This window comes from Zafaria cholistanensis, assembly GCF_008580665.1.
Taxonomy (GTDB): domain Bacteria; phylum Actinomycetota; class Actinomycetes; order Actinomycetales; family Micrococcaceae; genus Zafaria; species Zafaria cholistanensis.
In genome coordinates this window covers 88,255-106,100 of sequence record NZ_BKDJ01000001.1, presented here as the reverse complement: position 1 = coordinate 106,100, position 17,846 = coordinate 88,255, and the positions used below count along the sequence as shown (strand labels likewise).

The 17,846-nt window shown below is 65.5% G+C and carries 29 protein-coding genes and 1 pseudogene; 1 reads left to right on the top strand and 29 read right to left on the bottom strand.

The window, feature by feature from the left end; all coding sequences use genetic code 11:
• Positions 1-147: 147 nt before the first annotated feature.
• The 7 genes from NCCP_RS00575 to infA form a co-directional block, all read right to left on the bottom strand.
• Positions 148-636 (bottom strand): VOC family protein, encoded by a 489-nt coding sequence (locus NCCP_RS00575; protein WP_149955159.1) that lies wholly within the window; start codon positions 634-636, stop codon positions 148-150.
• 250 nt (positions 637-886) lie between these two features.
• Complete coding sequence (gene rplQ / locus NCCP_RS00570) at positions 887-1,426, bottom strand: 50S ribosomal protein L17 (RefSeq protein ID WP_149955158.1); 540 nt, start codon at positions 1,424-1,426, stop codon at positions 887-889.
• A gap of 85 nt (positions 1,427-1,511) precedes the next feature.
• A complete protein-coding gene (locus NCCP_RS00565; RefSeq protein WP_149955157.1) occupies positions 1,512-2,522 on the bottom strand; it encodes a DNA-directed RNA polymerase subunit alpha in 1,011 nt (336 codons plus the stop codon).
• 162 nt (positions 2,523-2,684) lie between these two features.
• Positions 2,685-3,086: a 30S ribosomal protein S11 gene (gene rpsK / locus NCCP_RS00560; RefSeq protein WP_149955156.1), complete on the bottom strand. Its 402-nt coding sequence runs from the start codon at positions 3,084-3,086 to the stop codon at positions 2,685-2,687.
• Between the two features lie 45 nt (positions 3,087-3,131).
• The gene (rpsM, locus tag NCCP_RS00555) at positions 3,132-3,506 is read right to left on the bottom strand and encodes a 30S ribosomal protein S13 (protein WP_149955155.1); all 375 of its coding nucleotides are present in this window, start codon (positions 3,504-3,506) and stop codon (positions 3,132-3,134) included.
• Positions 3,507-3,661: 155 nt separating this feature from the next.
• The gene (rpmJ, locus tag NCCP_RS00550; RefSeq protein WP_071894985.1) at positions 3,662-3,775 is read right to left on the bottom strand and encodes a 50S ribosomal protein L36; all 114 of its coding nucleotides are present in this window, start codon (positions 3,773-3,775) and stop codon (positions 3,662-3,664) included.
• Positions 3,776-3,859: 84 nt separating this feature from the next.
• Positions 3,860-4,081, bottom strand: coding sequence for a translation initiation factor IF-1 (gene infA / locus NCCP_RS00545; RefSeq protein ID WP_068731548.1), 222 nt, complete (start codon positions 4,079-4,081; stop codon positions 3,860-3,862).
• Between the two features lie 445 nt (positions 4,082-4,526).
• Between infA and NCCP_RS00540 the strand changes: the two genes are divergently transcribed.
• Positions 4,527-5,348 carry a hypothetical protein gene (locus NCCP_RS00540; RefSeq protein ID WP_149955154.1) on the top strand — a complete coding sequence of 274 codons (822 nt, stop codon included), beginning with the start codon at positions 4,527-4,529 and terminating at the stop codon, positions 5,346-5,348.
• A gap of 61 nt (positions 5,349-5,409) precedes the next feature.
• On the opposite strand, the gene map is transcribed toward NCCP_RS00540, so the two are convergent.
• From map to rplC, 22 genes and pseudogenes are all read right to left on the bottom strand, one after another.
• On the bottom strand, positions 5,410-6,240 hold the full coding sequence (gene map, locus NCCP_RS00535) for a type I methionyl aminopeptidase (RefSeq protein ID WP_149955153.1): 831 nt from the start codon (positions 6,238-6,240) through the stop codon (positions 5,410-5,412).
• A 112-nt stretch (positions 6,241-6,352) separates the two neighbouring features.
• A complete protein-coding gene (locus NCCP_RS00530) occupies positions 6,353-6,919 on the bottom strand; it encodes an adenylate kinase (protein ID WP_149955152.1) in 567 nt (188 codons plus the stop codon).
• A complete protein-coding gene (secY, locus tag NCCP_RS00525; RefSeq protein ID WP_149955151.1) occupies positions 6,916-8,220 on the bottom strand; it encodes a preprotein translocase subunit SecY in 1,305 nt (434 codons plus the stop codon). Before secY ends, NCCP_RS00530 begins: the two co-directional genes overlap by 4 nt.
• Before the next feature lie 217 nt (positions 8,221-8,437).
• Positions 8,438-8,896 (bottom strand): 50S ribosomal protein L15, encoded by a 459-nt coding sequence (rplO, locus tag NCCP_RS00520; RefSeq protein WP_149955150.1) that lies wholly within the window; start codon positions 8,894-8,896, stop codon positions 8,438-8,440.
• Between the two features lie 2 nt (positions 8,897-8,898).
• The gene (gene rpmD / locus NCCP_RS00515; RefSeq protein WP_149955149.1) at positions 8,899-9,105 is read right to left on the bottom strand and encodes a 50S ribosomal protein L30; all 207 of its coding nucleotides are present in this window, start codon (positions 9,103-9,105) and stop codon (positions 8,899-8,901) included.
• A gap of 3 nt (positions 9,106-9,108) precedes the next feature.
• Positions 9,109-9,828, bottom strand: a complete 720-nt coding sequence (rpsE, locus tag NCCP_RS00510) for a 30S ribosomal protein S5 (RefSeq protein ID WP_149955148.1) — start codon at positions 9,826-9,828, stop codon at positions 9,109-9,111.
• Positions 9,825-10,196: a 50S ribosomal protein L18 gene (gene rplR, locus NCCP_RS00505; RefSeq protein WP_149955147.1), complete on the bottom strand. Its 372-nt coding sequence runs from the start codon at positions 10,194-10,196 to the stop codon at positions 9,825-9,827. Before rplR ends, rpsE begins: the two co-directional genes overlap by 4 nt.
• Positions 10,197-10,198: 2 nt before the next feature.
• Positions 10,199-10,735, bottom strand: a complete 537-nt coding sequence (gene rplF, locus NCCP_RS00500; protein WP_149955146.1) for a 50S ribosomal protein L6 — start codon at positions 10,733-10,735, stop codon at positions 10,199-10,201.
• 20 nt (positions 10,736-10,755) lie between these two features.
• Complete coding sequence (rpsH, locus tag NCCP_RS00495) at positions 10,756-11,154, bottom strand: 30S ribosomal protein S8 (protein WP_149955145.1); 399 nt, start codon at positions 11,152-11,154, stop codon at positions 10,756-10,758.
• Positions 11,155-11,216: 62 nt separating this feature from the next.
• On the bottom strand, positions 11,217-11,756 hold the full coding sequence (gene rplE / locus NCCP_RS00490; protein ID WP_225873626.1) for a 50S ribosomal protein L5: 540 nt from the start codon (positions 11,754-11,756) through the stop codon (positions 11,217-11,219).
• A 32-nt stretch (positions 11,757-11,788) separates the two neighbouring features.
• A complete protein-coding gene (gene rplX, locus NCCP_RS00485) occupies positions 11,789-12,151 on the bottom strand; it encodes a 50S ribosomal protein L24 (protein ID WP_149955143.1) in 363 nt (120 codons plus the stop codon).
• Between the two features lie 2 nt (positions 12,152-12,153).
• Entirely contained in the window at positions 12,154-12,522 is a 369-nt protein-coding gene (rplN, locus tag NCCP_RS00480) for a 50S ribosomal protein L14 (protein WP_149955142.1), read from the bottom strand.
• A 389-nt stretch (positions 12,523-12,911) separates the two neighbouring features.
• The gene (gene rpsQ, locus NCCP_RS00475; protein ID WP_149955141.1) at positions 12,912-13,202 is read right to left on the bottom strand and encodes a 30S ribosomal protein S17; all 291 of its coding nucleotides are present in this window, start codon (positions 13,200-13,202) and stop codon (positions 12,912-12,914) included.
• A gap of 2 nt (positions 13,203-13,204) precedes the next feature.
• Positions 13,205-13,453, bottom strand: a pseudogene (gene rpmC, locus NCCP_RS00470) (50S ribosomal protein L29); the annotation flags it as partial.
• Positions 13,454-13,455: 2 nt separating this feature from the next.
• Complete coding sequence (rplP, locus tag NCCP_RS00465) at positions 13,456-13,872, bottom strand: 50S ribosomal protein L16 (RefSeq protein ID WP_149955139.1); 417 nt, start codon at positions 13,870-13,872, stop codon at positions 13,456-13,458.
• Positions 13,873-14,691 carry a 30S ribosomal protein S3 gene (rpsC, locus tag NCCP_RS00460; protein WP_149955138.1) on the bottom strand — a complete coding sequence of 273 codons (819 nt, stop codon included), beginning with the start codon at positions 14,689-14,691 and terminating at the stop codon, positions 13,873-13,875.
• Positions 14,692-15,057 carry a 50S ribosomal protein L22 gene (gene rplV / locus NCCP_RS00455; protein ID WP_149955137.1) on the bottom strand — a complete coding sequence of 122 codons (366 nt, stop codon included), beginning with the start codon at positions 15,055-15,057 and terminating at the stop codon, positions 14,692-14,694.
• Between the two features lie 55 nt (positions 15,058-15,112).
• Positions 15,113-15,394 (bottom strand): 30S ribosomal protein S19, encoded by a 282-nt coding sequence (gene rpsS, locus NCCP_RS00450; RefSeq protein WP_149955136.1) that lies wholly within the window; start codon positions 15,392-15,394, stop codon positions 15,113-15,115.
• Between the two features lie 12 nt (positions 15,395-15,406).
• A complete protein-coding gene (gene rplB, locus NCCP_RS00445; RefSeq protein ID WP_149955135.1) occupies positions 15,407-16,246 on the bottom strand; it encodes a 50S ribosomal protein L2 in 840 nt (279 codons plus the stop codon).
• Between the two features lie 30 nt (positions 16,247-16,276).
• A complete protein-coding gene (gene rplW, locus NCCP_RS00440) occupies positions 16,277-16,582 on the bottom strand; it encodes a 50S ribosomal protein L23 (protein ID WP_149955134.1) in 306 nt (101 codons plus the stop codon).
• A complete protein-coding gene (rplD, locus tag NCCP_RS00435; protein ID WP_149955133.1) occupies positions 16,579-17,184 on the bottom strand; it encodes a 50S ribosomal protein L4 in 606 nt (201 codons plus the stop codon). The genes rplW and rplD overlap by 4 nt, the downstream gene beginning before the upstream one ends.
• Positions 17,185-17,188: 4 nt before the next feature.
• A complete protein-coding gene (gene rplC, locus NCCP_RS00430; RefSeq protein WP_149955132.1) occupies positions 17,189-17,839 on the bottom strand; it encodes a 50S ribosomal protein L3 in 651 nt (216 codons plus the stop codon).
• Positions 17,840-17,846: the final 7 nt, after the last annotated feature.

Below are 17,846 nucleotides of genomic sequence, written 5' to 3'. Positions count from 1 at the left end.
AGGGAATCAAGCATGGCATCCAGTTTAGGCGCCGGCGTGTCCGGCCGGGCGCAGCGCGGTCGGACACCGGCAATGCCAGGCACCGGCAATGTCAGGCAGCCGGCAATCTCAGGTACCCGGGTGTCCGGTCCGGAGCCTGCCCCGGGCTCACCTGCCGTCGAAGGCCGCCTGCAGGGCCGCGAGGTCCAGCTTGCGCATGGGCATCAGGGCGTCCCAGGCGCGCTTTACCGCGGCGGGATCCGAATCGGTGAAAAACGCGCTGATCTGCCGCGGGACCACCTGCCAGGAGAGTCCGTACCGGTCCTTGAGCCACCCGCACTGGCTCTCCTGCCCGCCGTCGGCCGTCAGGGCCTCCCAGTAGCGGTCGATTTCCGCCTGGTCCTCGCAGTAGAGCTGGATGGACACGGCCTCGCTGAACGTGAACCCGGGCCCACCGTTCAGGGCCGTGTAGCGGCGCCCGGCGAGTTCGAACTCCACCGTGAGCACCGTTCCGGCGGGCAGGTGCTGGCCCTCGATGTAGTACGAGGTTTCCACGATCCGCGAGTTCGGGATCAGGCCGACGTAGAACCGCGCGGCCTCCTCCGCCTCGGTTGCGAACCACAGGCAGGGGGCGGTCTTGTCCTTGGGCGTTTCCATGGGGCACTCCTGACGGGCCTTGCGTTGTGCTCCACCATAGGCCCCGGCCGCGTCCGCGGGTACCCCGGGCCCGGGAGTACCCGCGCCCGGGCCCCAGCGTCGCGTCCAGTTCCGTCCCGTCCCGTCCCGTCCCGTCCCGTCCCGTCCCATCCCGTCCCGTCCCGTCCTATGAAACAGGAAGGCTTAAGGCAGGAAGGCCCGCCGCGTGAGCGGCGGGCCTTCCTGTATGCGATGCCGGAAGGGCTGAGGCCTAGGCCTGGTCCTTCTTCTCGGTCTCGGCCTCGGCGGCCTCAACCTCGGTGGCCTCGACCTCGGCGGTCTCGGTCGCCTCGGTCTCCTCGACCGCCGGCTCCTCGGCCGGGGCGGCCTTGGAGGCAGCCTGCTCGGCTTCCTTCACAACGGCCTGCTTCGGGGAGACGGGCTCCAGCACCAGTTCGATGACGGCCATGGGGGCGTTGTCGCCCTTGCGGTTGCCGATCTTGGTGATGCGGGTGTAGCCGCCGTCGCGCTCGGCCATCGCCGGGGCGATGTTCTCGAACAGCTCGTGGACGATGCCCTTGTTGGTGCGGGAACGCGAGGCGATCACGGACTGCACGCGGCGGCGGGACGCGAGGTCACCGCGCTTGGCGAAGGTGATCAGGCGCTCGGCGAACGGGCGAAGGCGCTTGGCCTTGGTCTCCGTGGTGGTGATCCGCTTGTGCTCGAACAGCTGGGCCGACAGGTTGGCCAGCATCAGGCGCTGGTGGGCAGGGCTGCCTCCGAGGCGCGGACCCTTGGTGGGGGTAGGCATTGGTTTTTCTCCTCAAATGGTGCCCTCCGGACCGCCCCGCAAGGGAGCGGGTCCGTGGGCAAAGTTTTAGTCCTTGAATCGGCCCTTAGGCCTCTTCGTCACCGTAAGCGGCGTCGTCCTCTTCGATGGCGGCAGCGCGCGCGGCAAGGTCAAACCCTGGAGGGGAATCCTTCAGGGACAGACCCAGTTCGATCAGCTTCGCCTTGACCTCGTCGATGGACTTGGCACCGAAGTTGCGGATGTCCATCAGGTCGGCCTCGGAGCGGGCAACGAGCTCACCCACGGTGTGGATGCCCTCACGCTTGAGGCAGTTGTAGGAGCGGACGGTCAGTTCCAGGTCCTCGATCGGCAGGGCCATGTCGGCGGCAAGGGCGGCGTCCGTCGGGGACGGGCCGATCTCGATGCCTTCAGCGGCCGTGTTCAGCTCGCGGGCCAGACCGAACAGCTCGACCAGGGTCGTGCCGGCGGACGCAACGGCGTCGCGCGGCGCGATCGAGTCCTTGGTCTCGACGTCGACGATCAGCTTGTCGAAGTCGGTGCGCTGCTCGACGCGGGTGGCCTCCACGCGGAAGGTCACCTTCAGAACCGGAGAGTAGATGGAGTCAACCGGAATACGGCCGATCTCCTGGTCCGCGCTCTTGTTCTGCGAAGCCGAAACGTACCCGCGGCCGCGCTCGATGGTCAGTTCCATGTCGAACTTGCCCTTCGCGTTCAGCGTCGCGATGTGCAGGTCCGGGTTGTGGAACTCAACGCCGGCGGGCGGGGTGATGTCCGCGGCCGTGACGACGCCGGGGCCCTGCTTGCGCAGGTAGGCGACGACGGGCTCGTCGTGCTCGGAAGACACCGCCAGGTTCTTGATGTTCAGGATCAGTTCGGTGACGTCTTCCTTCACACCCGAAACCGTGGTGAATTCATGCAGCACGCCATCGATCCGCACGCTGGTCACCGCTGCCCCCGGAATGGAGGACAGCAGGGTGCGGCGGAGCGAGTTGCCAAGGGTGTAGCCGAAGCCCGGCTCCAGCGGTTCGATGATGAACCGGGAGCGGTTGTCGGCGACGACTTCTTCGGTCAGGGTGGGTCGCTGTGCGATAAGCACTTAAGATTTCCTTTCAGCGAGCGTCCGCTATATGACGCAACACATGGGGGTGGAAACGGCGTCTGCCTGCCGGCGAACGTCAGGTGGTCCAGCGGACCGCGGGCGGCGCATGCCGCCGTCGTCCCCGGAAGGACGACGGCGGCACGCACCTTGCGCGGTCAGCTAGACGCGGCGACGCTTCGACGGGCGGCAGCCGTTGTGCGCGCTCGGGGACACGTCCTGGATGGACCCGACCTCGAGGCCAGCGGCCTGCAGCGAGCGAATGGCGGTCTCGCGACCGGAGCCCGGACCCTTCACGAACACGTCGACCTTCTTCAGGCCGTGCTCCTGCGCGCGCTTTGCAGCGGCCTCAGCGGCCATCTGCGCGGCGTACGGGGTGGACTTGCGGGAGCCCTTGAAGCCAACCTCACCGGCGGAAGCCCAGGAGATGACCGCACCGGTCGGGTCCGTGATGGACACGATGGTGTTGTTAAAGGTGCTCTTGATGTGCGCCTGACCAAGCGCGATGTTCTTCTTGTCCTTGCGACGCGGCTTGCGGACCGCTCCACGAGTCTTCGGGGGCATATTTTTACTCCTACGAGAAAATTTAGGCTTAGGGGGCCGCTAGATTTAGCGGGCCTTCTTCTTACCGGCGACGGTGCGCTTCGGGCCCTTGCGGGTACGAGCGTTGGTCTTGGTGCGCTGACCGCGGACCGGCAGGCCCTTGCGGTGGCGGATGCCCTCGTAGGAGCCGATCTCGACCTTGCGGCGGATGTCGGCAGCAACTTCGCGGCGAAGGTCGCCTTCGACCTTGAAGTTGCCCTCGATGTAGTCACGCAGCTGAACCAGCTCAGCGTCGGTGAGGTCCTTGACACGGGTGTCGGGGTTGATCCCGGTCTCGGCGATGGTCTGCTCTGCACGGGTCTTGCCCACGCCGTAGATGTAGGTAAGCGCGATGATCACGCGCTTTTCGCGCGGGATGTCTACGCCAGCGAGACGAGCCATATTGGTTGTCTACTTTCGTTTTGCGGAGGTCTGAAGCAGCCCGTCCCCGTTTCCGGGTCCCCGGCCTCCGTGCCGGGGGTGTGCGTCCCGCGTAGTGGACGCTGAGCTGCCTGTGTTGATAACTACGCGCTAGGTCTTACTTCCCGTGCGGGAAATTAGCCCTGGCGCTGCTTGTGGCGTGGGTTTTCGCAGATCACCATGACCCGACCGTTACGGCGGATCACCTTGCACTTATCGCAGATCGGCTTCACGCTAGGGTTAACCTTCACGGTTTTCTCCTTTGCGGTTGCTGTGTTTGATTGAGCTGACGTAACTACCTTCGCTCCCTGCGCGTGCGCGGGGAGCGGAAGTCTTTACTTGTAGCGGTAGACGATACGGCCGCGGTTAAGGTCGTACGGGCTGAGTTCCACCACTACGCGGTCCTCGGGGAGGATCCGAATGTAGTGCTGACGCATCTTTCCCGAGATAGTTGCAAGCACAACGTGCCCGTTCGGAAGCTCAACGCGGAACATCGCGTTGGGCAGTGCCTCCGACACGGTGCCTTCTACCTCGATGACACCCTCTTTCTTGGCCATATCCTCCGCTAACGTTTGTGCCAGGACGGACGTCCCGACGGTTTTTGTTTCCGGTTCTCCCCTGCCCCCAAGCCCGCAACACCCCGCGGGGAACCCCGTTGGCGTTTTGGGCACAGGCATAGAGACAACCAACGCATAAGCCTACCGGGCTTTGCCCGATTCCGCCAATCGGCCCCGGAGGCGACGCTGTCCCCCGATTCGACGCAATGACGGGACCGAAGCGTCGAATCGGGGGACAGCGTTCCTGTGCATGCCCGGCAGGAGCCGGAGGCTGTGGAAAACGTCCGCGGCGGCGGCCAAAGTCGGCTATCAATGTGCCATGCGCACGCCGTCCCCACTCCCCCAGCAACTCCGCCACCGGCCTTTCACCCTGGCCCGGGCGCGGAGCCTGGGGGTGACGCGTCGCCGGCTGGACGCTTCCGATGTTCGGCGCGTCGTCGGGCCGGTGTTCTTTCACGGGCCGGGGGAACCCGACCTGCGCGCAGTGCTCGAGTGCCTCGTTGGGCTCTATCCCGGCATTTGGGCCTCGCACCTGACGGCCGCACTCCTCCACGAGTTTTGGCTTCCGCCGCGCTTCCGGCGTCCCGGTGACCTTCATATCAGCCGGGCCCGAAAACAACCCCAGGTCAAGCTGTCCGGCCTGGTATGCCACCGCCCGCTGGTGCTGGACGGCGAAGTCTCCACCCTGCAGGGCATCCCCGTATCCACCCCTGCCCGGACGTGGCTCGACCTCGCCGGCACGCTCGAGCACGACGCCCTCGTGGTTTTGGGTGACCAGCTGGTGCGGCTCCCCCGGTGGGGTCGCGAACTGCAGTTCGAGCGGTGGTCGACGCCCGGACAGATGGCCGAACTGCTCACCGCCCATCCCAACGTGCCCGGCACTGCGCGAGCGCGCGCCGCCCTCAAGGATGTCAGGGTGGGTTCGGACTCACCCCCCGAAACGATGCTCCGGCTGGCCCTGGTCCGAAGCGGCCTTCCTGAGCCCGAACTGCAGGTCAGGCTGAACCCGGCCGACAGGAACTCTCCCGAGGCCGACCTCGGCTATCGCAGGTACCGCATCGCCATCCAGTACGACGGCGAGCATCACCGCACGCCCGCCCAGCAGGCCAGCGACAACCGGCGGGACGGTTACTTCGACAGGGCGCGCTGGCGCTACTTCAAGCTTGGGCGGGAGGACCTGCGCACCTCCTTCACCCGCGCGTGCCAGTTGATTCGCGAGGCCATCGTGGAGGCGCAAGGAGACGCTGTCCCCGGATTGAACGCTTAGGTCATCCCTGAGCGTCCAATCCGGGGACAGCGTTGGCCCGCCTCCGGGACACTTCCGGCGGCTACGGCTGGATGGGGGACGGCACGACGCCGAACGGCGCCAGCCCGGCCACGCCGCCGTCGTGCGCGGAGAGCACCCAGATCCCGCCCAGGTGCACAGCCACGGTGTGCTCCCACTGGGACGCGCGCGAACCGTCCGTAGTCACCACGGTCCAGTCGTCCTCCAGCACCCGGGTCTCGATGTTTCCCCGTACCAGCATCGGTTCGATGGCCAGGCACAGGCCCGGCTTCACGCGCGCGCCGCGGTGGCCGGAGCGGTAGTTGAGCACGTCGGGGGCCTGGTGCATCTCGGAGCCGATGCCGTGGCCGACGTAGTCCTCCAGGATGCCCAGCGGCTTGCCCGGAACGGCGGAGACGAAGTCGTCGATCGCCTCTCCAATCTGCCCCACGAAGCGCGCGTTCGCCAGCGCCGCGATACCGCGCCACATGGCCTCCTCGGTGACGTCGCTCAGCCGCTGGTCCTCCGGGTCGGCCTGGCCCACGATGACCGTGCGGGCCGAGTCGGAGTGCCAGCCGTCCACGATCGCGCCGCCGTCGATCTTGAGCACATCCCCGTCCTGCAGCACGTAGCCGGACGGGAAGCCGTGGACCACCTCGTGGTTGACGGACGCGCAGATGGTGGCGGGGAAGCCGTGGTAGCCCTTGAAGTTGCTGGTGGCACCGCGGCGCTCCAGGACGGCCGCGAACACGGCGTCCACCTCCGCCGTCGTGGTGCCGACCGTAGCCGCGGCCACCGCCTCGTCCAGCGCCTCGGCCAGGACCAGCCCGGCCTCCCGCATCTTCAGGATCTGGCTGTTGGTCTTGTACTCGATCTTCGGCTGGCCGAACGCCATGGTGCTTTCCTCCCGGTTGGTCTGGTTCCAATTATCCCGCACGACGGCGGAAGCCCCCGCCCGGCAGGGGGCGGGGGCTTCCGGTGCCGCACGCGGCAGCACGGGCGGGGCGCTAGGCCTTGAGGGCGTCCAGGACGCGGTCGGTGACCTCGTCGATGGGGCCGATGCCGTCCACCTTGCGGACAATCCCGCGGTCCAGGTAGCGGTCCACCACGATCTGGGTCTGCTCGTGGTAGAGGGCCAGGCGGTGGCGGATGACGTCCTCGGTGTCGTCGGCGCGGCCTTCGATCTCGGCGCGCTTGAGCAGGCGGGCCACCAGCTCGTCGTCGTCGGCGGTCAGCTGCAGCACCGCATCCAGGGCCTGACCGTTCCCGGCCAGGATGGAGTCCAACTCGTCGACCTGGGCGGAGGTGCGCGGGTAGCCGTCAAGCAGGAAGCCCTCGGACACGTCCGGCTGGGCCAGGCGGTCGCGGACCATGTTGTTGGTTACCGAGTCGGGTACGAAGTCGCCGTTGTCGATGTACTTCTTCGCCTCGACGCCCAGCGGCGTCTGCTCCTTGACGTTGGCGCGGAAGATGTCCCCGGTGGAGATGGCCACGACGCCAAGCCGCTCGGAGATGCGGGCGGCCTGCGTGCCTTTCCCGGAACCGGGCGGGCCAATGATCAGGAGACGGGTCATCGCAAGAGTCCTTCGTAGTGTCGCTGCTGCATTTGGGCATTGATTTGCTTGACGGTTTCAAGACCCACGCCAACCATGATGAGGATCGAGGTGCCGCCAAAGGGGAAATTCTGGTCGGCGCCGATCTGCACGAAGGCGATCAGCGGGATCAGAGCCACGAAAGCCAGGTAAATGGCTCCGGGGAGAGTGATGCGCGCGAGTACGTACTGGAGGTACTCGGCCGTCGGGCGCCCGGCGCGGATGCCCGGGATGAAGCCGCCGTAGTTCTTCATGTTGTCCGCCACCTCGGTGGGGTTGAAGGTGATGGCGACGTAGAAGTACGTGAAGAAGAGGATCATCAGCGCGTAGATGGCCATGTACAGCGGCGAGGTGCCGGACAGGTGCGTCTGCACCCACAGGGCCCAGTCCGGAAGCGTTCCGTCGGGGCGGATGTTGAACTGCACCAGCATCGCCGGCAGGGCAAGCATCGAGGAGGCGAAGATGACGGGGATGACGCCGGCCATGTTGACCTTCAGCGGAATGTAGGTCGAGGTGCCGCCGACGGTGCGGCGGCCCACCATGCGCTTGGCGTACTGGACGGGGATGCGGCGCTGGGACTGCTCCACGAAGACCACCAGGGCCACCACGACGATGCCGATCAGCATCACCCCGGCAAAGACCCACCAGCCCTGGGTGGAAATGATCTGGCCCATCGAGGCCGGGAAGCCCGAGGCGATGGAGACGAAGATCAGCAGGGACATGCCGTTGCCGACGCCCTTCTCGGTCACCAGCTCGCCCATCCACATGATCAGGCCGGTGCCGGCGGTCAGCGTGATGACCATCAGCAGCACCACCAGCAGCGAATCGTCCGGAACCACCGGCAGGGTGCATCCGGCGAAGAGTGCGCCGGAGCGGGCCAGGGACACCAGCGTCGTGGCCTGCAGCAGCCCCAGCGCAATCGTCAGGTAGCGCGTGTACTGGGTCAGCGTCGCCTGCCCGGCTTGGCCTTCCTTGTGCAGCTCCTCGAAGCGCGGGATCACCACGCGCAGCAGCTGCACGATGATGGAGGCGGTGATGTAGGGCATGATGCCCATGGCGAAGATCGAGACCTGGAGCAGGGCGCCGCCGCTGAAGAGGTTGACGAACTGGTACAACCCGCCGCTCGTGGTGCCGGCCGCAAGGCACTGCTGGACATTGCTGTAATCCACGCCGGGGGCCGGGATGAACACGCCCACCCGGTAGATAGCGATGATGGCCAGCGTGAACAGCAGCTTGCGCCGGAGGTCAGGCGTCCGGAAAACCCGGGCAATGGCGCTGAACAAGCGTCCTCCTGAAAGATTGTTGCCGGACCGCTGTCCGGGATTGACGTCCTGAGTCTACCGGTATCGGGAGGTTCGCCCGTAAACAAACGCACACAAAAGGCTGGATGGCGCGGCGCCGGCCCGGGGCCGTCCCCCGGGGGTTAAACGCCGAAGGGCCGCCGGGTCCGGTTTTCACCGGATCCGGCGGCCCTTCGGGACCAACAAGATCAACGCAAGCTTAGAGCTCGGTCACGCTGCCGCCGGCGGCGGCGATCTTCTCGGCGGCGGACGCGGAGAAGGCGTTGGCCTTCACGTCCACCTTGACGGTGATGTCGCCGGTGCCCAGGACCTTGACGGGCTGGTTCTTGCGAACAGCGCCCTTCGCGACCAGGCCCTCGACGGTGACTTCGCCACCTTCGGGGAACAGCTCCGAGAGCTTGTCCAGGTTCACGACCTGGAACTCGACGCGGAACGGGTTCTTGAAGCCGCGCAGCTTCGGCAGGCGCATGTGCAGCGGCAGCTGGCCGCCGGCAAAGCCAGCCTTGACCTGGTAGCGGGCCTTGGTGCCCTTGGTGCCGCGACCGGCGGTCTTGCCCTTGGAGCCTTCACCGCGACCCACACGGGTCTTTGCGGTCTTGGCGCCCTCGGCCGGACGCAGGTGGTGGACCTTGAGAGCGGTTTCCTTGTTCTCAGCCATGATTACTTCGCCTCCTCAACCTTCACGAGGTGCGGAACCGTGTTGAGCATGCCCACGGTCACGGCGTCGGCGGTACGGACCACAGTGTGGCCGATCCGCTTCAGACCGAGCGATCGCACGGTGTCGCGCTGGTTCTGCTTGCCACCAATGGTGGACTTGATCAGGGTAATTGCCAGCTTCGCGTCGCTGGGGACCAGGTTCTTGGCCACTTGCTACGCACCTGCCTTCGCGTTGTTGATGGTGCGCAGCATCTGGGCCGGCACAACCTCATCCATCGGCAGGCCACGGCGGGCCGCGACGGCCGCCGGCTCTTCCAGCATCTTCAGCGCAGCCACGGTGCCGTGGACGATGTTGATCTGGTTCGAGGTGCCCATGGACTTGGAGAGGACATCGTGGATACCGGCGCACTCGAGCACGGCGCGGACCGGACCACCGGCGATAACGCCGGTACCCGGAGCGGCCGGACGCAGCAGCACGACGCCGGCAGCGGCCTCGCCCTGCACGACGTGCGGGATGGTGGAGCCGACGCGCGGAACGCGGAAGAAGGACTTCTTCGCTTCCTCGACGCCCTTGGCAATGGCGGCCGGAACTTCCTTGGCCTTGCCGTAGCCCACGCCGACGAGGCCGTTGCCGTCGCCCACCACAACAAGTGCGGTGAAGCTGAAGCGGCGGCCGCCCTTGACGACCTTAGCCACGCGGTTGATGTTCACAACGCGCTCAAGGAACTTGTCCTTGTCCTCGTTGCGGCTGTCCTTGGAGTCGCGGCCACGGCCACGGCCCTCGCCACGGCCACGGCCCTCGCCACGGCCACGGCCGTCGCCACGGCCTTCGCCGCGACGTCCGCCAGCGTTGTCGGCGGCGGGAGCAGCGGTCTCCACTGCCTCAGTTGCTTCAGACACCTGAGTTTCCTTCTCGTTAGTAGCTTCGCTCACAGTGCCAGCCCACCTTCACGAGCGCCATCGGCAACCGCGGCCACACGGCCGTGGTACTTGTTGCCGCCGCGGTCGAAGACAACGGCTTCGACGCCGGCAGCCTTGGCGCGCTCGGCAACGAGCTCGCCAACGCGCTTGGCCTTGGCGGTCTTGTCACCCTCGAACGCGCGCAGGTCGGCCTCGAGCGTGGAGGCGTAGGCCACGGTGATGCCCTTGCTGTCATCGACAACCTGGACAAACATGTGGCGAGCGGAGCGGTTGACGACCAGGCGCGGACGCGCCTCGGTGCCAACGATGCGCTTACGGACACGCAGGTGGCGGCGCCCGCGAGAGGCGCTCTTGCTCTTACCCTTGATTCCGAGAGCCATGATTACTTACCAGCCTTTCCGACCTTGCGGCGGATAACTTCGCCCGCGTAGCGAACGCCCTTGCCCTTGTACGGGTCAGGCTTGCGGAGCTTGCGGATGTTGGCGGCAACTTCGCCAACCTGCTGCTTGCTGATGCCGGAAACGGTCAGCTTGTTGGCGCCCTCGACCGAGAAGGTGATGCCTTCCGGAGCGGTGACGTTGACCGGGTGCGAGTAGCCCAGGGCGAACTCGAGGTCCGCACCCTTGGCCTGCACGCGGTAGCCGGTGCCGTGGATTTCCAGGCCCTTGCTGTAGCCCTGGGTCACACCGGTGATCATGTTGTCGATCAGGGTGCGGGTCAGGCCGTGCAGCGAGCGGGCGACGCGGTCGTCCGTCGGGCGGGTCACGGAGAGGGTGCCCTCCTCGAGGGACACGGAGATCGGGCTGGCCACAACGTGGTTCAGCTCGCCCTTCGGGCCCTTCACGGAGACGGTGGCACCGTCGATGTTGACCTCAACGCCGGCGGGAACGGTGATGGGGAGACGTCCAATACGAGACATGTTCTTTTACTCCCTTCCCGTTACCAGACGTAGGCGAGGACTTCCCCACCTACGCCCTTCTTTGCGGCCTGGCGGTCGGTGAGCAGACCGGAGGAGGTGGACAGGATGGCAATGCCGAGGCCCCCGAGGACGTGCGGCAGGTTGGTGGACTTCGCGTAAACGCGCAGGCCCGGCTTGGAGATACGGCGGATGCCGGCGATCGAACGCTCGCGGCTGGGGCCGAACTTCAGGCTGATGGTCAGCTTCTTGCCGACCTCGGCAGCTTCCTCGACGAAGTCACCGATGTAACCTTCGCGCTTCAGGATCTCCGCAAGGCGCACCTTCAGCTTGGACGACGGCATCGAAACGGTGTCGTGGTAGGCCGAGTTGGCGTTGCGCAGACGAGTCAGCATGTCTGCGACAGGATCTGTCATGGTCATTTGGGCTTCTGCCCTTCCTCGTCACGGTTTCCGTCCTGGGACGGACCTGCGACGTAGTTGAACTAGTTGTCTTCGGTCTTGAACGGGAAGCCCAGCGCCTTGAGCAGCGCGCGGCCTTCCGCGTCGGTCTTGGCGGTGGTCACCACGGTGATGTCCATGCCGCGGACGCGGTCGATCGCGTCCTGGTCGATCTCGTGGAACATGGACTGCTCCGTGAGGCCGAAGGTGTAGTTGCCGTTTCCGTCGAACTGCTTGCCGTTCAGGCCGCGGAAGTCGCGGATACGGGGCAGGGCCAGGGTGACCAGGCGGTCCACGAATTCCCACATGCGGTCGCCGCGCAGCGTGGCGTGCGCACCGATCGGCATGCCTTCGCGCAGCTTGAACTGGGCGATGGACTTGCGGGCCTTGGTGACCATCGGCTTCTGGCCGGTGATCGCGGTGAGGTCGCGCACGGCGCCCTCGATCAGCTTGGAGTCCTTGGCGGCCTCGCCGACACCCATGTTCACGACGACCTTCACCAGGCCGGGAACCTGCATGACGTTGGCGTAGTTGAACTCGGACTGCAGGGTCGCGCGGATCTCGGAGGCGTACTTGGCCTTCAGGCGCGGCTGGGTCTTCACAGCTGCTTCAGTCATTAGAGTGCCTTTCCGGAAGCCTTGGCGTAGCGCACGCGCACGGTCTTCTTCACGCCATCCTTCTCGACGGTTTCCTCGCGGAAACCAACGCGGGTCGGCTTCTTGGTCTCCGGGTCCACGATCGCGACGTTGGAAACGTGCATCGGGGCCTCAACGACCTCGATGCCACCGGTGGTGGTACCGCGCTCGGTCTGGCCGGCCTTGGTGTGCTTGGTGACGCGGTTGATGCCCTCAACGAGCACGCGGTTGGTCTCCGGGAACACCTTCAGGACCTTGCCCTGCTTGCCGCGGTCGCCGCCGCGCTCAGCCTTGGCGCCCGTGATGACCTGGACGAGATCGCCCTTCTTGATCTTTGCACCCATGCTTACAGCACCTCCGGAGCCAGGGAAACGATCTTCATGAACTTCTTGTCACGAAGCTCACGCCCCACCGGGCCGAAGATACGAGTACCGCGGGGTTCGCCATCGTTCTTGAGGATGACGGCCGCGTTCTCGTCGAACTTGATGTAGGAGCCGTCCGCACGGCGGCGCTCCTTCTTGGTACGAACGATGACAGCCTTGACGACGTCACCCTTCTTTACGTTGCCGCCAGGGATTGCGTCCTTGACGGTGGCGACGATGACGTCGCCGATGCCTGCGTAGCGACGTCCGGAACCGCCGAGAACACGGATGGTAAGGATCTCCTTAGCACCGGTGTTGTCGGCCACCTTGAGTCGCGACTCCTGCTGAATCACTATTTGCTCCTGTCGTCTCGCCGGTTCTCCCAAGGAGCCTTGCGGAACGGATTTATGGTCCATCCCCAACTGTCGCTTACCCCCACCTCCAAACAGCCGGGCCCAAAAGGGCCGGAACTGCTGGGGAGGCAGGGCCGAGGCGTTAGCCGGAGAGCCGTGCCGTGCGCTGTGCGGGGACGATTCGCCGCCCCCATCCGCACGCTTGCCCTGGATGCAAAGGTGGATAGTCTTCACATGCAGGGCGCACAGATATTCAATATTACGCCAAAAAGGCCGGGACCCGAAATCGTGCGGTGAACGCATGATTTCGGGTCCCGGCCCCGGTTTTTTTGCGCGGCCGGCGCGAGCCGGCCGCGGCCTGCACCCCTCAGGAGCGCATCAAGCAGGCCTTACTTGGCCTTTTCGATGATCTCCACCAGGCGCCAGTTCTTGTCCTTGGACAAGGGACGGGTCTCGGCGATGAGCACCAGGTCGCCGATGCCGGCGACGTTCTGCTCGTCGTGGGCCTTGACCTTCTTGTTGCGGCGCATGACCTTGCCGTAGAGGGAGTGCTTCACGCGATCCTCCACGTCCACGACGATGGTCTTCTGCATCTTGTCGGAAACCACGTACCCGCGGAGGGTCTTGCGGTAACCGCGCGCTTCTGCTGCTTCAGCCACTGCGTTTTCCTTCTCGCTCATTACTTGGCGTCCTCCGCCGGGACAACAACTTCCTGGCGGATGCCCAGCTCGCGTTCGCGCAGCACCGTGTAGATGCGGGCGATGTCGCGCTTGACAGACTTCAGGCGACCGTGCGATTCCAGCTGGCCGGTGGCGGACTGGAAACGGAGGTTGAAGAGTTCCTCCTTGGCCTTCTTCAGCTCCTCGACCAGACGGCCGTTGTCGAAGCCGTCAAGGGCCTCGGTTGCGAGATCCTTAGATCCGATTGCCATTCCTATTCACCTGCCTCACGACGCACAATGCGTGCCTTCAGCGGCAGCTTGTGGATTGCCAGGCGCAGGGCCTCGCGAGCTACCTCTTCATTGACGCCGGAGAGTTCAAACAGAACCCGTCCCGGCTTGACGTTTGCGACCCACCATTCCGGCGAACCCTTACCGGAACCCATACGGGTTTCGGCGGGCTTCTTGGTCAGCGGGCGGTCCGGATAAATGTTGATCCAGACCTTACCGCCACGCTTGATGTGGCGGGTCATCGCGATACGCGCGGCTTCGATCTGACGGTTCGTCACGTAGGCCGGGGTCAGGGCCTGGATGCCGTACTCGCCAAAGGTAACCTCGGTTCCGCCGGTAGCATTGCCCGAACGCTTCGGGTGGTGCTGCTTACGGAACTTGACTCGGCGTGGGATAAGCATTTAAGCCTGTCCTCCTTCTGCGGCCGCGGCCGGAGCCTCGGCAGCCTGCGCTGCCTCGGAGGCCGGAGCGGCGTTGCGGTCGTTGCGACGACGGCGGTCGCCACCCTGGCCGCCGGGGCGACCCGGGCGCTCGCCGCGACCGCGGGCCGGAGCGGCTGCGGCCTGGGCCGCGAGCTCCTTGGCGGTCACATCGCCCTTGTAGATCCACACCTTCACGCCGATACGGCCAAAGGTGGTCTTGGCCTCGAACTTGCCGTAGTCGATGTTCGCGCGGAGGGTGTGCAGGGGCACACGGCCTTCGCGGTAGAACTCCTTGCGGGACATTTCGGCGCCGCCCAGACGGCCGGAGCACTGGACACGGATGCCCTTGGCGCCGGCGCGCATTGCGGACTGCATGGCCTTCTTCATCGCGCGGCGGAACGCAACGCGGGAAGAGAGCTGCTCGGCGATGCCCTGGGCAACCAGCTGGGCCTCGATCTCGGGGTTCTTGACCTCGAGGATGTTCAGCTGAACCTGCTTGCCGGTGAGCTTCTCCAGCTCGCCGCGGATGCGGTCGGCCTCGGCGCCGCGGCGGCCGATGACGATGCCCGGACGCGCCGTGTGGATGTCCACGCGGACGCGGTCGCGGGTGCGCTCGATCTCGACCTTGGCGATACCGGCGCGCTCCATGCCCACGGTCATCAGCTCGCGGATCTTGACGTCCTCGCGAACGAAGTCCTTGTAGCGCTGACCCGGCTTGTTGCTGTCGGCAAACCAGTGCGAGACGTGGTCGGTGGTGATGCCGAGACGGAAACCGTTCGGATTAACCTTCTGACCCATTTACTTTTCCCCACCCTTCTCCGGGGTTGCAACGACCACAGTGATGTGGCTGGTGCGCTTGTTGATGCGGAACGCGCGGCCCTGGGCACGCGGCTGGAACCGCTTCATGGTCGGACCCTCGTCAACAAAGGCCTCGCTGATGAACAGCTCGTCCTCCTTGAACGCGACGCCTTCGCGGTCCGCGGCGACACGTGCGTTGGCGACGGCCGACGCAACAACCTTGAACACCGGCTCCGAAGCTGCCTGCGGGGCGAACTTCAGAATCGCCAGAGCCTCATTCGCCTGCTTGCCACGAACAAGGTTGACGACGCGCCGGGCCTTCATAGGCGTTACGCGGATATGGCGCGCAATTGCCTTGGCTTCCATTGCTTTCCTTCTCTCGTCTATCGAAGAAGTGCTAAGCACTCGCTACCCTTGCGGGTTAGCGGCGCTTGCCCTTCTTGTCGTCCTTCACGTGGCTGCGGAAAGTCCGCGTCGGGGCGAATTCGCCGAGCTTGTGCCCGACCATCGACTCGGTGACAAACACCGGAATGTGCTTGCGTCCGTCGTGAACGGCGATCGTGTGCCCGAGCATGTCCGGGACGATCATCGAACGGCGGGACCACGTCTTGATGACGTTCTTGGTGCCCTTTTCGTTCTCAGCAGCGACCTTTACGAAGAGGTGCTGATCGACGAAGGGGCCTTTCTTCAGGCTGCGTGGCATGTTTCCAGGCTCCTATCGCTTGTTCTTGCCGGTACGACGGCGACGCACAATAAGCTTGTCGCTTTCCTTGTTCGGGCGACGGGTGCGCCCTTCCGGCTTGCCGTTCGGGTTGACCGGGTGGCGACCACCGGAGGTCTTGCCCTCGCCACCACCGTGCGGGTGGTCGACCGGGTTCATGGCGACACCACGGACGGTCGGGCGAACGCCCTTCCAGCGCATGCGGCCGGCCTTGCCCCAGTTGATGTTCGACTGCTCGGCGTTGCCGACCTCGCCGATCGTGGCGCGGCAGCGCACGTCAACGTTGCGGATTTCGCCGGAGGGCAGGCGCAGCTGGGCGAAGCGGCCCTCACGGGCAACCAGCTGCACGGAGGCGCCTGCGGAGCGGGCCATCTTGGCCCCGCCGCCCGGACGCAGCTCCACGGCGTGGATCACGGTACCCACGGGGATGTTGCGCAGCGGCAGGTTGTTGCCCGGCTTGATGTCAGCGTCCGGACCGGCTTCGATCTGGTCGCCCTGCTTCAGCTTGTTCGGCGCGATGATGTAGCGCTTGGTGCCGTCCACGTAGTGGAGCAGCGCGATGCGCGCGGTGCGGTTCGGGTCGTACTCGATGTGAGCGACCTTCGCCGGCACGCCGTCCTTGTCGTGGCGACGGAAGTCGATCAGACGGTACTGGCGCTTGTGGCCACCACCCTTGTGGCGGGTGGTGATCTTACCGGAGTTGTTGCGTCCGCCGGTCTTGGTGAGCGGGCGGAGCAGCGACTTTTCCGGCGTCGACCGCGTGATTTCTGCGAAGTCGGCCACGCTCGAGCCGCGAAGGCCCGGGGTAGTCGGCTTGTACTTACGGATTCCCATAATTCAATTCCTCGTTAAAGTGGTCTCCGCTTAGGAAAGCGGACCGCCGAAGATGTCGATGGTGCCTTCCTTCAGGGTGATGATGGCACGCTTGGTGTTCTTGCGTGCACCCCACCCGAAGCGAGTGCGCTTGCGCTTACCGGCACGGTTGATGGTGTTGACGGAGGCAACCTGGACGGAGAAAATCTTCTCCACCGCCAGCTTGATCTCGGTCTTGTTCGAGCGCGGGTCGACCAGGAAGGTGTACTTGCCTTCGTCGATCAGGCCGTAGCTCTTTTCCGAAACGACCGGCGCAATAACGACGTCGTGCGGAGACTTGGACAGGGCGGCGCTCACTTGGCGGCCTCCTTGTTGACCAGGGCATCGAAGGCGGCCTTGGTGAACACGACATCATCGGAGACCAGAACATCGTAGGTGTTCAGCTGGTCAACGTAGAGGACGTGAACTTCAGCGAGGTTGCGCACGGACAGCGCGGCAACGTCGTTGGCACGATCGATGACAACGAGCAGGTTCTTGCGCTCGGACAGAGCGCGCAGGGTGGCCAGCGCCTCCTTGGTGGACGGCGTGGTGCCGGCAACCAGGGACTCGACCACGTGGATGCGGCCGTTGCGGGCACGGTCGGAGAGGGCTCCGCGCAGGGCGGCGGCCTTCATCTTCTTGGGGGTCCGCTGGCTGTAGTCGCGCGGCTGCGGGCCGTGGACAACGCCACCACCGGTCATGTGCGGAGCACGGATGGAACCCTGGCGGGCGCGGCCCGTGCCCTTCTGCTTGAACGGCTTGCGGCCGGCGCCGGAAACCTCGGCGCGGGTCTTGGTCTTGTGCGTACCCTGGCGGGCGGCGGCCAGCTGGGCCACGACAACCTGGTGCAGCAGCGGGACGTTGGTCTGGACGTCGAAGATCGCGGCGGGAAGCTCGACCTTCAGTGCAGAGTTAGCCATTTACTTATGCTCCCTTCACGGCAGAGCGTACGAGGACGACCTGGCCGCGGGCGCCCGGAACGGCACCCTTGATCAGCAGGAGGTTCTTCTCGGCGTCCACCGCGTGAACCGTGAGGTTCTGCGTGGTGTGGCGCACGGCGCCCATGCGGCCAGCCATGCGCAGGCCCTTGAAGACGCGGCCCGGGGTGGACGCGCCACCGATGGAACCCGGCTTACGGTGGTTCTTGTGGGCACCGTGGGAGGCGCCGACACCGTGGAAGCCGTGGCGCTTCATGACACCGGCGAAGCCCTTACCCTTGGACTTGCCCACGACGTCGATCTTCTGGCCGGCCTCGAAAAGCTCAACGGAGAGCTCCTGGCCCAGCTCGTAAGAACCGGCGTCGGCGGTGCGCAGCTCCACGACGTGGCGGCGCGGGGTGACCCCGGCGGCCTCGAAGTGGCCGGCCAGCGGCTTGGTGACCTTGCGCGGGTCGATCTGGCCGTAGCCGATCTGCACGGCGGTGTAGCCATCGCGGTCCGCATTGCGGAGCTGGGTCACGACGTTGGAGTCGGCCTGCACGACGGTGACCGGGATGAGCTTGTTGTTCTCGTCCCACACCTGGGTCATGCCGAGCTTCGTGCCCAGCAGGCCCTTGATATTACGGGTTGCGGTCATAGTTTCT